Origin of the sequence: Mucilaginibacter ginsenosidivorax, from assembly GCF_007971525.1 — a bacterium.
GTDB lineage: Bacteria > Bacteroidota > Bacteroidia > Sphingobacteriales > Sphingobacteriaceae > Mucilaginibacter > Mucilaginibacter ginsenosidivorax.
Map to the genome: position 1 here is coordinate 2,845,309 of NZ_CP042437.1, position 14,138 is coordinate 2,859,446.

12 protein-coding genes are annotated in these 14,138 nt (G+C 44.1%); 4 read left to right on the forward strand and 8 right to left on the reverse strand.

Going from position 1 to position 14,138, the window contains the following annotated elements; all coding sequences use genetic code 11:
• The first annotated feature begins 143 nt into the window (after positions 1-143).
• On the forward strand, positions 144-1,655 hold the full coding sequence (locus FSB76_RS11810) for a hypothetical protein (RefSeq protein WP_147053772.1): 1,512 nt from the start codon (positions 144-146) through the stop codon (positions 1,653-1,655).
• 176 nt (positions 1,656-1,831) lie between these two features.
• On the opposite strand, the gene FSB76_RS11815 is transcribed toward FSB76_RS11810, so the two are convergent.
• From FSB76_RS11815 to recJ, 3 genes are all read right to left on the reverse strand, one after another.
• Positions 1,832-3,355: a GH3 auxin-responsive promoter family protein gene (locus tag FSB76_RS11815; protein WP_147053773.1), complete on the reverse strand. Its 1,524-nt coding sequence runs from the start codon at positions 3,353-3,355 to the stop codon at positions 1,832-1,834.
• 12 nt (positions 3,356-3,367) lie between these two features.
• Positions 3,368-4,108 carry an LPS export ABC transporter ATP-binding protein gene (lptB, locus tag FSB76_RS11820; protein WP_147053774.1) on the reverse strand — a complete coding sequence of 247 codons (741 nt, stop codon included), beginning with the start codon at positions 4,106-4,108 and terminating at the stop codon, positions 3,368-3,370.
• 93 nt (positions 4,109-4,201) lie between these two features.
• Positions 4,202-5,908: a single-stranded-DNA-specific exonuclease RecJ gene (recJ, locus tag FSB76_RS11825; RefSeq protein ID WP_147053775.1), complete on the reverse strand. Its 1,707-nt coding sequence runs from the start codon at positions 5,906-5,908 to the stop codon at positions 4,202-4,204.
• An 85-nt stretch (positions 5,909-5,993) separates the two neighbouring features.
• Here recJ and FSB76_RS11830 point away from each other — a divergent pair, with 85 nt between their 5' ends.
• A complete protein-coding gene (locus tag FSB76_RS11830; RefSeq protein WP_147053776.1) occupies positions 5,994-6,770 on the forward strand; it encodes an MBL fold metallo-hydrolase in 777 nt (258 codons plus the stop codon).
• On the opposite strand, the gene FSB76_RS11835 is transcribed toward FSB76_RS11830, so the two are convergent.
• On the reverse strand, positions 6,767-7,186 hold the full coding sequence (locus FSB76_RS11835; RefSeq protein WP_147053777.1) for a response regulator: 420 nt from the start codon (positions 7,184-7,186) through the stop codon (positions 6,767-6,769). The genes FSB76_RS11830 and FSB76_RS11835 overlap by 4 nt on opposite strands.
• A 608-nt stretch (positions 7,187-7,794) precedes the next feature.
• Here FSB76_RS11835 and FSB76_RS11840 point away from each other — a divergent pair.
• Complete coding sequence (locus tag FSB76_RS11840; protein ID WP_090641046.1) at positions 7,795-8,529, forward strand: acyl-CoA desaturase; 735 nt, start codon at positions 7,795-7,797, stop codon at positions 8,527-8,529.
• A 211-nt stretch (positions 8,530-8,740) separates the two neighbouring features.
• Positions 8,741-9,997, forward strand: a complete 1,257-nt coding sequence (locus FSB76_RS11845) for a pyridoxal phosphate-dependent aminotransferase (protein WP_147053778.1) — start codon at positions 8,741-8,743, stop codon at positions 9,995-9,997.
• A gap of 102 nt (positions 9,998-10,099) precedes the next feature.
• Here FSB76_RS11845 and FSB76_RS11850 read toward each other — a convergent pair whose 3' ends face one another.
• From FSB76_RS11850 to FSB76_RS11865, 4 genes are all read right to left on the reverse strand, one after another.
• Positions 10,100-11,101, reverse strand: a complete 1,002-nt coding sequence (locus FSB76_RS11850; protein ID WP_147053779.1) for a glycoside hydrolase family 43 protein — start codon at positions 11,099-11,101, stop codon at positions 10,100-10,102.
• Between the two features lie 100 nt (positions 11,102-11,201).
• A complete protein-coding gene (locus FSB76_RS11855; RefSeq protein ID WP_147053780.1) occupies positions 11,202-12,188 on the reverse strand; it encodes a helix-turn-helix transcriptional regulator in 987 nt (328 codons plus the stop codon).
• A gap of 320 nt (positions 12,189-12,508) precedes the next feature.
• Complete coding sequence (locus tag FSB76_RS11860; protein WP_147053781.1) at positions 12,509-13,012, reverse strand: cupin domain-containing protein; 504 nt, start codon at positions 13,010-13,012, stop codon at positions 12,509-12,511.
• A gap of 47 nt (positions 13,013-13,059) precedes the next feature.
• Positions 13,060-14,133: an alkene reductase gene (locus FSB76_RS11865; RefSeq protein ID WP_147053782.1), complete on the reverse strand. Its 1,074-nt coding sequence runs from the start codon at positions 14,131-14,133 to the stop codon at positions 13,060-13,062.
• Between the last annotated feature and the right edge of the window lie 5 nt (positions 14,134-14,138).

Genomic DNA, 14,138 nt, shown 5'->3' on the forward strand with positions numbered 1-14,138 from the left:
ATGCGGCATTTTTTATACCTATATTTATACAATATAAGCTTTGTAAATGGAAGTGCTAAATGGAGATCTTAAAAAAATATAAACTTGTTTTTGAATACTCAGCCCCTCCAACTGGAATTATCGCAATTCGCTCAATAAATCCTTTGCTATCTCATTATATACAAAGCGCTCAAACCGCATTAGAGGCGGGGATGCTTTACAGGTCTGTAAACGATTTTGTCGAGAAAGAAAGCCCGAAAGAATTGAGGTTGCCAATAAAAGGAGATGTGTTGGTTTACCTGGAGGCGACCGAAACTTATTTCGGTGAAGATTTTAAGGACAACACCTATGAGGAAAGTCGGGTTAAAGCCTCCTTTAGCTTACCAACAAATGATTTTCTTTTGATAGTCCAGGCATGGCTCCAGTTTCTGGTAGCAAATAAAACCCGCAAAGTTGAAGTTACAAACGGACAGGGGATTATAGAGATCATTACCGACGGCTTTTTGAATGCATTGGTTATTGAAGAGGCTGTGGCCGTAAACTGGCCCGATTGCCGGGGAAGTATCGGCGAATATTATTCAGTATCTGACAATGATTACCAAAAGCAATTGGAATTAACTGTCGGGTTAGATCATTCATTGGCACATGGATCTGACAACGAAATCCTTGAAGAGATAATTAAATTTTTGGATTTGTTTGACAATGGCAATTACGACGTTGCTATCTCGAGGCTTGACAAAAAGAACTGCTCTTTCTATAGCGATAGTTCAATGGTCTATTCCGATTCTGTTCCTGAAGAATATCGGTTTGCCTGTAATTACTATGATTATGGAAGTGGGGATATTTACCTTTTTACCCGACGCCGTAACCGTATAGATCAAAACAGGGTAGATCATTACGTGAATCTAATAAATGAGGGTGCCCGTCCAAAAGCAATTATTTATTATCACTACTATTATGATGATTCAAGCGCAAGCCCGAATTACGTTTTAGACGGACATCACAAAATATTGGCTTATCAGCAGTTGGATATGGATATTCCCGCTGTGATAATTTGCAAACGGGATATGCTCGGCGAGCATAAAGCTAATATTCTTCCCTACGTTGTAGATGTATTAAAACTTAATGAGCTTAGGCACGCTATATTGGAAAATGAAAATGTAACAGACATTGATGCTTACAGGAATGAAAGAGTGAGCAAGGCACTTGATGACATTTTGTTAAATTACAAAGGTATAGGCATTGAGTTGCTTCAACTGTTTTATAATGCCTGGCATTCACCCGTTTCCGGGCACCGGGAATGGGCTGCCGAAAAGCTATCAGTACTTCAACACAACATAAACAAGGGCAAGGGGCAAACACTTTATCGTAAAACATTTATTAGTGAAACTTCCTACCCGGCTTGGGTAAATACATATATTGAAAATGATTTGGATTTTGAAGTGTGGAAAAAGATTCTTCTAAATGGGGAGGAAGCCTCGGTTGATTGGTTTACAATACAAAAAACAACTGCCGAAAAATATAACCCTTCATACCGCAATACCCCAAACCCTCCGATAACAAGGAATTTGGATTTTACATCAGCACAACCTACTTCTGATGAAAGCCTGAGTAAAACCTGGCCTTATATTAAAACAGCATTGCTGGTGATTCGATTGTTGACAAGGTTAAAGTAATTGTGTTATTCCGAGGTAGAGGAGGTTTCATATTTGAGATAAAAACAGAAAAGACTTGTGCTTTAACAGCCAAAGGCTTCAATCAGTTTTACCCACGAGTTACGCTGCGCTAACCTCGCGGGAGATTCAAGAATTAGCCATTTTTTGTCTTAACTCTTGATTCTAACTTCTTGATTCTATTCAGTTACCAGCTCCATCACCTTTAAAATGGCATCCACATACTCGCGGTTGTTAGCCAGGCGGGGTACCTTGTGCTGCCCGCCCAATTTGCCTTTTTCTTTCATCCAGTTAAAAAAAGTGCCTTCGGGGGCGCGGCGTACTATGGGGCGGCGCAGGGCCAGGTCTTTAAAGCGTTTGGCATCGTAATCGGAGTTGATGCGGCGCAGGGTTTCATCAAGAATATCCACAAAACGTTCAAACTCGTTGGGCTTTTGTTCAAACTCAATTATCCACTCGTGGGCGCCACAATCTTTACCATTAAAATAAACAGGCGCGGCAGTATACTCACAAATTACGGCACCGGTTTGCTGGCATGCCTCTTCCAGGGCTTGCTCGGCATTGTCAATAATCACTTCCTCGCCAAAGGCATTAATAAAATGTTTGGTACGGCCGGTTACCCGGATGCGGAAAGGCGTTAATGAGGTAAATTTAATAGTATCGCCTATCATATACCGCCAAAGCCCTGCATTGGTGCTAATGATGAGCGCGTAATTTTTATCCAACTCCACCTCGTCCAGCGTAAGGGTATGCGGGTTTTCATCGTGCAGGTTTTCCAGCGGTAAAAACTCGTAAAAAATGCCATAGTCCAGCATCAGCAGCATGTCGCCCGGTTCGCGGGTATCCTGGATGCCGAAGAAGCCTTCGGATGCATTATAATTCTCCAGGTAATACATGTCATCGCTGGGAATTAACGCTTTAAATTGATCGCGATAGGGGCCAAAGTTAACCGCGCCGTGAAAATACATCTCCAGGTTGGGCCAAACTTCCAGCATGTTTTTTTTGCCGGTTATTTCCAATATCCGTTTAAACAGCACCAAATTCCAGGTGGGTACGCCGCCAATGCTGGTTACGTTTACATCCCTGGTGGCCTGGGCTATTTTTTCTAATTTCTCTTCAAAGTTATCCAGCAGGGCAATTTCCAGTTGCGGCGTACGGTGAAGCTCGGCCCAAAGGGGCAGGTTTTTCATGATTACGGCCGATAGGTCGCCAAATGAAGCATCCGGGTTTATGGTGCTCACCTGGTGGCTGCCGCCAAGGGTAAGTACTTTGCCAGTAAACATGCGGGCATTGGGCTGGTTATTAAAATAAATGGTAAGTACATCTTTGCCGCCCTTAAAGTGGCATTCTTCCAGCGCCTCCTCGCTTACGGGGATAAACTTGCTCCTGTCATTAGTTGTTCCCGATGATTTGGCAAACCAACGGATCTCTGAAGGCCACAACACATTTTTTTCGCCTTTGAGCATCCGCTCTATATAGGGCTTCAGCGTATCGTAATTTTGGATGGGCACCCGCTCCTTAAACTGGGTAAGGTTTTCGATGCTTTTATATTGATACCTACGGCCCCACTCGGTACTCTCGGCCATGGATATCAGCTGCTCAAACCATTCCTCCTGTACTTCGTTGGGATATTTCATAAAAAGCTCAATCTGATGAATGCGCTTTTTCATGAACCATGTAAATACGGAGTTAAATATTGTCATACAGCTGGTTTATTATTGGGGGAATACTTTTCTCTTCAGAACAAAGTTAGCACCTAAATATACTTTACGCACCATCTCATTTTCGGCCAATACCTCGGGCACGCCCGACTCTAATATTTTACCTTCAAAAAGCAGGTAAGCGCGGTCGGTTATTGACAGTGTTTCCTGTACGTTGTGGTCGGTAATCAGGATACCTATGTTGCGGTGCCTAAGCTTTGCTACCATCGCCTGTATCTCCTCAACCGCAATAGGGTCAACCCCGGCAAAAGGCTCATCCAGCAAAATAAAGTTAGGCTCGGCTGCCAGGGCGCGGGCAATTTCGGTACGGCGGCGCTCGCCGCCTGATAGCAGGTCGCCCCGGTTTTTGCGCACTTTATGCAGGCTAAATTCGTCAATCAGTTCTTCCAGCTTGTCTTTTTGCCGGTCTTTAGGCATGCCACCCATCTCCAGCACCGCTTTAATATTATCCTCAACAGATAGCTTGCGAAACACCGAAGCCTCCTGTGCAAGGTACCCAATACCCTTTTGCGCCCTGCGGTACATGGGGTCCTGGGTTATATCTTTATCATCCAGAAAAATAGTGCCTTCGTTAGGTTTTATCAAACCAACTATCATATAAAACGATGTAGTTTTTCCGGCACCATTCGGCCCCAGCAAACCCACAATTTCGCCCTGCGCCACATCAAACGATACATCGTTAACAACAGTGCGCTGTTTGTACTTTTTTACTAAATTTTCTGCTCGTAGTATCATTTAAGTCTTGAGTTCTAAGTACTGAGTTCTGAGTCATTGCCGATTGTACAGATAAGTCGTAAGTGTATTTACTTCTGACTTAAGACTATCGGCTTAAGACTTAAACCTTATCCCCTTTATATTCAACTGTATGTTTCTTCGTTCGCGCCAAATGTTTTCTTCAATGCTGTAGCAAATATCAAAGGGCACGCCTGGCTTTAATTGCGGCAGGTATTCGCCGTGGTTAAAGGCAATACAATCAAAGGCTGCCGTACCTTCCTGCATTACAGCCATTTTTATATGTGCCTGCCCCACCAGGCCTGCATTACCGCTAACATACACATTTTTACTTATGAAAACCGGCGCCATATTTTCGGGCCCGAAGGGCGCAAACTGGTTCAATATCCTGAAAAATTTCGGTTCTATCTGGCTTAAACGTAATTCGGCGTCAATTTGTATCTGTTGTATTAATTGTTCGGGCAATATGGTTGCGCTCACCACTTCTTCAAACCTGTCTTTAAAAGCCTCCACGTTTTCGGGCAGCATGGTTAACCCTGCGGCGTACTTGTGCCCACCAAACTGGATGAGCAGATCTTTGCATTCGCAAAGTGCCTCGTAAAGATCAAAACCCAGCACGGAGCGCGCCGAACCTGCTACATGCCCGTTTGATTGGGTAAGCACAATAGTAGGCCGGTAATACTTTTCGGTAAGGCGCGATGCCACAATACCAATAACGCCTTTGTGCCAATCCTTGTTAAATACCACGGTAGATTTTTTGCCTATCAGCACCTCGTCACTGTCTATTATCTCCAGGGCTTCGTCGGTAATATTTAAATCGTGGCCTTTTCGCTCCTGGTTACGGGAGTTTATCATCATGCCTTTTTCCCTGGCGGCTTTTTCATCACAAGCTATCAGTAATTCAACCGCATGTTTGGCATCATCAATACGGCCGGCAGCGTTAATACGGGGGCCTATCAGGAACACCACCTCAGATATGGTTAGGTTTCCCGGAGTTTTGCCTGCAACCTCAATCAGCGTTTTTACACCAACACACGGGTTGGTATTTATTTTTTGCAGACCAAAGTGTGCCAGCACCCGGTTTTCGCCAGTAATATGTACAATATCGCACGATATGCTGATACAGGCCAGGTCGATATATTCAAGCACGGCTTCAAACCGGATGCCGTTTTTTTCGGCATACGCCTGTATCAGCTTAAAGCCTATACCGCAGCCCGATAATTCTTTATAGGGATATTCGCAATCAGCCCGTTTGGGGTCGAGCACCGCCACAGCTGCGGGTAACTGCGCGCCGGGCAAGTGGTGGTCGCAAATAATAAAATCTATCCCCAGGGTGTTGGCATAGTCAATTTTATCCACCGATTTAATACCGCAATCAAGTGCTATAATAAGGCTAAAACCATTTTGGGCCGCATAATCAATCCCCTGGGTTGATATACCATAACCTTCTTTATACCTATCCGGAATATAGTATTCCATGTTTTTATACTGCTTACTAAAAAAGCTGTAAACAGTGGCAACAGCGGTGGTGCCATCAACATCGTAATCGCCATAAACCAGTATCTTTTCGCCGGCGGCAATGGCGATTTCAATGCGTATAACCGCTTCCTCCATATCCTTCATCAAAAAAGGATCATGCAGGTGCCGCTGATCGGGCCTGAAAAAATACCGGGCGCCTTCAAAATCGTTTACCCCCCTGTGTACCAGCAGGCTGCTTAAAACGGCATCAATATTCAGTTCGGCAGATAATTTGCGTACCAAATCCTCATCGGCATTATCCCTTATCGCCCAACGTTTATTCATATCTTTGCAGCTTTTATAACAGTAAATATAATTTTTGGCACTTTAAACGGCCAAAGTTACATTCAAAATCTGACACATCGCAGCTATGGAAATTTTCGCGTTAGGAGAAGGCTCATATTCAGTTGATTCGACTAAAAAATTTATCCCCTTTAACCCCGAAATCGACAATTTCAGGGATCGTCCGGGTTCATTGTTCATCCATGTAAACCCATTCCTGATAAAAACTACTCATCACCTTATTGTGCTTGATACCGGCCTTGGTTTTAAAGACACCCGCGATGAATTGTTGCTGCACCAAAATATCCGTAACGCGGGGTTCGATCCGGATGATGTAACACTGGTGTTGATGTCGCACCTGCATTATGACCATTCGGGTGGCCTGGTGGTTGAGCGTAACGGCAAGCTGGAACCCAGTTTTCCGCAGGCAAGGCACGTGATACAAAAAGGAGAATGGGAGTTTGGCATTACCGGCAAATCATCATCATACCATAAAGAGATTTTTGAAGCGCTTGACGGCACCGTAGATATAACGTTTGTAGAGGGTAGTGGCGAACTGATTCCAGGCATCCGTTATGAGCTATCAGGAGGGCATTGCCCCAATCACCAGGTATTCTGGATAGATATGGAAGGCTCGAAAGCGCTGTTTGGCGGCGACGAGCTACCGGAACCGGAGCAACTGATACGAAAATTTATAGCTAAATATGATATGGATGGGCGCAAAGCGATGGAACTGCGCCAGGAATATGGAAAATTGGCATCCGAAGAAGGGTGGACCTGCTTGTTTTATCATGCCAAAACAATTGCTATTGGCAATGTAAGCAGCGATGACGGCGGCGAACACTTTAAAGTAATGCCTGCTTAGTCTTGTGGCTGAACTTCAAAAAGCTCTTTAATTTTTTCGACGTTTAATGGTTTGCTGATAAAATCTTTTACCAGCGGGTATGAGCGTGCTTTGTTGATATCGTTGCTGAATACTGATGATGAAATAATAAAGATTTTGCTTTTGCCCAGCGGATCGAGGTTTAAACGTTTGTATTCATCTAAAAACTCCCAGCCATTCATAATAGGCATATTAATATCCAGCAAAATATAATCGGGAAGTTTGGCGGGGTCTTTTCGCTGAATTTCAGATAACTGATCAATAGCAAATTTACCGTTTAAACAGGCCATAATCTCGGTATTTAATAAAGCCTTCTTTATTAATTTTATAGAGATAAAATTATTGATCTCATCGTCATCAACCAATAATACGCTCACGGATTTAGTGTTAATTGTCATAATTTGCTTAAATCGATACGCTTTATACGCAACGTTAAATTAAAAGGTTATCCCCAGAAAACGGTATTTTTACAAAATATTTCATGCCTCCACAATATCCCGGCAATAATGACGATTTTTTTATAAACAAGGCTTCATAGCGGAGATAAATAATTGATTCAGAGGGCAAAATTACAACAACCCGCTCCCGGGCAGTATGCGACATGGCCCAGAATGGCCTCAAAGAGCCTTAAACGTTGGTATTTTAAAGCAGCAAAGGTACCTTATATTGAGTAATAAATTGGTTACAATTATTTACACCTAAGCCAAAGCAATTATCGGGGCATAAAAATTAAATTATAGTAACGATACCCCCGAATAATGGACCTTAGCATTTGCGAAGATTTTGGCGACAGCCAAATATCACACCGGCTAACTGCCCAACAATTTGAATTACAGCAATAAAGCAAAAAAAACATTTCAGGCAAAAAGGGCGTCTATTTATACGTAAGCAGCCTTTATTGCATATAAAATAATTTCAAAAACAAATAGGGTAAAACTTTTTATGCGTTTTAATCGTATCTTTGGAAAGATTATAAATAACAGTTCATTCTAATCATTCTAATTCAGTGGTAATAATAATATTCTTCATCGGGCACTGGTTCCTGTCGCTCTTTTTCCAAACGTTCTTTTTACACAGGTATGCATCTCATAAAATGTTCACTACCAACAAATTTTTTGAGGGAACATTTTATCTGCTGACATTCATTTGTCAGGGTTCATCTTTTTTAAACCCGCGTGCTTATGCTATTATGCACCGCGAGCACCATGCTTACAGCGATACCGAGAAAGATCCGCATTCGCCACATTTTTTCAGGGATGTTTTCCAGATGATGGTGTATACGGCAAAAAGTTACCGCATGCACGAAAAAAGACTTAAAGACCCTGAAGAACGCTTTAAAGGAAACATTCCGGAATGGCGTACGGTTGATTACATTGGTTCGTCAATGGTATCGCGTATAGCATTTGGTGTTTTATATGTTGCTTTTTACGTTGTGTTTGCTACTCAATGGTGGATGTACTTATTAATTCCCGTTCACTTTTTAATGGGCCCTATACATGGTGCTATTGTTAACTGGTGCGGTCATAAATATGGTTATGCCAATTTTGATAATGGCGACAAATCAAAAAATACTACTCCGTTTGATTTTTTAATGCTTGGCGAATTGTTCCAGAACAATCACCACAAACGCCCCAACCGTGCCAACTTCGGCGCCAAATGGTTTGAAATTGACCCGGTTTACCCCGTAATGAAGGTAATGCACTGGATGCATATCATCAGGCTAAGGAAAGCGTATTTATAGAAGGTTAAAGGATAAAGGCGAAAGGTAAAAGGTTTTTTGCCATATATAAAAGCGAAAAGTGATCTGGTTGGATTGGCTTTTCGCTTTTTTGTTTTAAGCCAATTTTACCTTATTCCAACCTTTCGCCTTTATTCTTTCAGTCTAACCTTTTGCCTTTCACCTTTTCCCTTTCGCCTAATTAACTATCTTTGCCGCTCATAAAATTCACAACATGAGTGTTTCTAAATTAGCTCAAAACTTACGCGGCTCGGAGATCATTAAGATTGCGGGCGAGATAAATGAATTAAAACGCCAGGGGCAAAATATTGCCAACCTAACTATTGGCGATTTCGACTCCAATATTTACCCCATCCCTGCCGACTTAAAAGACGGCATTGTTGATGCTTATAACCACAACCAAACTAATTACCCGCCGGCTGATGGCATGCTTAACTTGCGCGAAAGTGTATCGGCATTTTTAAGCAGCCGTATGGGTTTAAATTATAAAGCTAACGAGATATTGATTTCGGGCGGGTCGCGCCCATTGATCTATTCAACCTTTCTGGCCTTGGTTGATCCGGGCGATAAAGTAGTTTTCCCGGCACCATCATGGAACAACAACCACTACAGCGACCTTACCAGTGCCGAAGCTATTATTGTTGAAACCAAGCCCGAAAATAATTTTATGCCTACGGCAGATGAAATTGCACCGCATTTAAAAGGCGCAACTTTATTGGCGCTTTGCTCGCCCCTTAACCCAACAGGCACCATGTTTAATAAAAAAGACCTGGAAGAAATTTGCGACCTGGTTATTGCCGAAAACAAAAGCCGCGCAACCGGCGAAAAGCCTCTGTACCTGCTGTACGATCAAATATATTCGCAGTTAACCTTCGGCGATTTTAAGCATTATGATCCGGTTACTTTACGCCCTGAATTGAGGCCTTATACCGTATTTGTTGATGGTGCATCTAAATGTTTTGCCTCAACAGGCGTACGCGTAGGCTGGGGTTTTGGCCCGGCAAATATTATTGATAATATGAAAGCCATTGTTGGCCACATGGGGGCATGGTCGCCAAAGGCCGAGCAGGTTGCCATGGCTCATTTTATTACGGATACGGCCGCTGTTGATGCTTACCTGGATGATTTGAAAGGAAAAATCCGCGCCAGCTTAACAACGCTGCACGAAGGTTTCCAGGCACTGAAAGCCGAAGGCTTCCAGGTAGATTCGATAACCCCAATGGGCGCTATATATCTTACCCTTAAAATTGATTACACCGGTAAAACTACACCCGATGGGCATGTATTAAAGGATTCGGCTGATATTAACTTTTACCTTATCAAGGAAGCTAAAGTGGCCCTGGTACCATTCTCGGCCTTCGGTACCGATGATTCGGTTAACTGGTTCCGCGCATCTGTAGGCGCAAGCACGCTGGAGGATATTGAGCAATTGATACCGAGGGTGAAAGAGGCTTTGAGTAAGTTGAAGTAATAATTTTGTCTGAACCGGAATTTGCCGAATTTATTGAATTAACAGAATTCTAAAAATTCTTTAATTCGATGAATTCCGGTTCAGATAATTTCATCTGCACATCTACCGCAGTACCCTCGCCGCAACCCCTTCGTTGGTAATTTTCACGGGCTGTATCATGCCATCTTTATCAAAGTACATTTTATCAATGCACATTACACGGTGGTTGCCGTCGGTCTCGGTTAATGGGCGGCGGTGGTATACAATGTACCATTCATCGGTGCCAGGCACGTTAATAACCGAGTGGTGGCCCGCGCCGGTAGCAATACTGGCATCCTGCTTTAAAATGGTGGCTATCCGCTTAAACGGACCGAACGGGGTATCGCCCACGGCGTAAGCTACCCGGTAATCGGGGCCTGTCCAGCCGCCTTCGCTCCACATAAAGTAGTATTTGCCTTTGCGTTTAAACATTACCGGGCCCTCTACATAGCCCTCGGGGGTTATTTTCCGGTAGGTAACACCATCCTCAAAAGGCACCACGCCGGTAAAGTCGTCTTTTAGTTTTACAATATTACACTGGCCCCAGCCGCCATAAATCATATAGTACTGGCCGTTATCATCCTTAAAAACAAACTGATCAATAGGCTGTGCTTTGTTAATGATCTGATCTATCAGCGGCTTGCCCAGGTAATCTTTGAACGGGCCGGCAGGGTTATCGGCTACAGCTACGCCAATACCGCCTTTTTCGTTATTGTTCTGAATGTCGTTTGCGCCAAAGAAGATATAATATTTACCGCCTTTTTCGGTAACGGCAGGCGCCCAAAGCGCACGGCGCACCCATTTTACGCCAGAGGTATCAACAATGTGGGGGTGTTTGGTCCAATGAACCAGGTCGGGCGAAGAGAAGGCATCCATGAAAACCTGCTCGTTGTATTTAGCCGAGTAAGTTGGATACAGCCAATATTGCTTATTAAAAATTTTAGCTTCCGGATCGGCATACCAGCCCTCAACAACCGGGTTGCCCGATGTTTTTTTATCCTGGGCCAAAGCACGCCGGGCCGGCGCCACCATAGCGGCCGCTATGGCCGCCGTTAAAAAGATTTTATGATAAATACCCCTTTTCATAATAAAGTTGATGTTTTTTAAGACCGCTAATATAACAGCTAAATTGGTTTAGTTGATACGGTTTCTGCAGATCATATGCCCGGCTATACCCGGAGCAAGTTTACCTCAACGCCAATCCATCCTTATATCGCTTGGGTTTTACCTGGAAGTGCCTTTCAAACAAGCGCCCAAAATGGCTCAAATTGGTAAAGCCCAGCTGGTAGCCGGTTTCGGATACAGATTGCATGGCCAGCAAGCGGGCAGCCTCGTTCATCCGGGCCGATTGGTAATAGTTATAAATACTATCGCCAAAAATCTGGCGGAAAAGTTGTTTCATTTTGGTAAGGCCAATACCTATTTTGCCCGATAGCTCGGGAAGCTGCGGGGTTAAGCTAAGGTCGGATAAAATGGCGGCCCGCAGTTTGTATATCTTTTCGGCATCAGCCTGGTCTACCGTTATAGAAGCGGTTTCGGCACGGTGCATCAGCTTGCTGAACAGCAGGTATATGAGTTCTTCGGCCTTGTTTTTGTAAAGCAATGTGGCCAGTGTGGTAGTTTCATCAATTCTGCTTAATTGTTTTAGCGCGCGTTCCATCTCTGATGTCATCACTTCGTGCAGCACAAACGATGGACTTTCCTGCAACAGCGATGCTATGGGGCATCCAGTTTCCTGCAAATCTAATGTGTTAATGAGCGTTTGGCGGGATGCGCCAACCACCAGGAAATTAACATGCTGGTTGGCCGGGACAACCATTTCCGAAAAAAAGTTGCCGGTACCCAGTTCAACCTCGCAGCCATTACTGCCGGTAAATAAAGGCCGGTGCGGCAATTCTGCTTCCTCCACCGGGATGCGCCTGCAATCAAACTTTAAGGTGAGCATGGTTGATGATGAAGCTGCCAGGCGGCGCAAAACAAGATCGTCCTTAAGCCAATAGCGGTGAATGCACAGAGATAATCCGTTATTCAGGAATACTTCCTGTATAAACCCCTCGCCAATTGATTGGGGCAGCGTTACCCGGTCATGGGCTATCCCGGCACCAAAACGCCCGGCAAAAGCATGGCCAAAATGAAAACCTTTGCCTACTTCAAATTCAAACTCTATCGGCATAAAATATATTTAAACAGTGGTTATTGAAAAGCCTGTTATCCCGTCATCCTGAGGGATGAAAAATCTATCAACGTTGCATGACCAATAGAAAAATTTGCGGGTAAATGCTTCATACCTACCCATGACATATCCAATTTTTCTGTCATCCTGAGATACGAAGGAGCTATCAGCTCTGCATAACCGATAGAAAAGTTCGCCAATAGATCCTTCGTACCTCAGGATGACAGTAGTTTTTTTTGGATATCATTTCCCCTTCAGAACTTCGCGAAATTTTACAATTCGGCATGATAGGTTAAAACATCCCAGCATCACAAAAAAGCCTACTTATCTAAATAATCCGGCGGAAACATTTTTTGTCCGTACTTTTCGGATAGTGCGCCCATTTTGCTTTTTAGCTCGTTGGTCATTGGCGGCAAAGGTAAAAATGTACCAAAAGGTGCGGGTTCGCCCGCTTCCATAAAAAAATCTTCCATACCGGCGGGCATTACCGTGCAAAGCAAATGGGCCATTTGGTTAGATTTATTACAAAAGCAATGAACAATACCCCCGTAAGGGATATTCACAAATGAGCCTTTCCCTGCAATATAACTGCCCGCTTCAGATTTTACCTCAACTTCGCCATCAACAACGTAAAAACTTTCCTGCACATCAGGGTGAGCGTGCGGCACCGGGCCGCCACCGGGCGGTACCAGCATATCTATCAACGCGTATTTACCATCGGTTTGCCTGCCCGATATGATTACCCGGTACGAGTTACCTGCCATGGCAATCCCCTGCCCTTCTTCCGGGCCAACAAACGTTACTGTTTTTTGTGTGTTTTCCATCGTCAATTAAAAATAGATAAATGTAAGATAAGTATTGCCTGTCATTATCAGGCCACGGCCATTACCGGGTAATCGGTATAGCCATGCGCTTCCGGGGTATATAAAGTTGTAAAATCAACCTCATTCAACGGCGCGTTTTGCTCCATACGGGTCACCAAATCGGGGTTGGCCAAAAACGGGCGACCAAATGCAAGCACATCGGCAAAGCCTTTGGCTAAGGTATCGGCCGCTGTAGCGGGCGTATTGCCGTTACAAAGTATGATGGTTTCCTTAAAGGCGCTACGGATAGCATCAAATGTTTTCTGAGGAATTTTTGGCGAAAAGCCGATATGAATATAAGTGATACCTATTTTATTTAACTCCTGCGCCAGGTAGGCATAAGTGTTGTGCACTTCATCTGCATCATAGTCCTGCAAATCGCCAAGATTTGAGAAGGGAGAAAAACGGATACCAACTTTTTCTTTACCAATAGCATCGGCAATTTGCTGTACCACTTCCAGCGCGAAGGAAGCGCGGGCTTTATAATCGCCTCCATATTCGTCGGTACGGTTATTTACGTTGGGGTTTAAAAACTGTTCAACCAGGTAACCGTTGGCGCCATGTACTTCAACGCCGTCAAAGCCGGCTTCCACGGCATTTTTTGCGGCTTGTACATATTCTGCAATGGTTGCTTTTACGGCTTCGGTAGTAAGGGCAACCGGAATTGGGTAATCCTGCATTCCCAAGCTATCGGTATGCATCTGGCCTGCCGCTTTTATGGCCGATACGCCTACAACCGTAGCCCCCGCGGGCAAATTTGCCTGGTGGGCTATGCGGCCTGTATGCATTAATTGTACAAATATTTTGCTGTTACCGGCATGTACAGCGCCGGTAACTTTTTTCCAGCCCTCAACCTGCTCGCTGCTAAAGATGCCGGGGATACGTGCGTAACCCAAACCACTGGGCGATGGCGATGTACCTTCGGTAACGATAAGACCCGCGCCGCTGCGCTGATGGTAGTATTCGGCCATTAAATTGTTAGGGATATTGCCAATGGCCCGGCTGCGCGTCATGGGAGCCATTACCAGGTGGTTTTTTAACTGAAGTGTTTTTGTGCTGTATGGAGCTAATATAGTATTCATGTTTT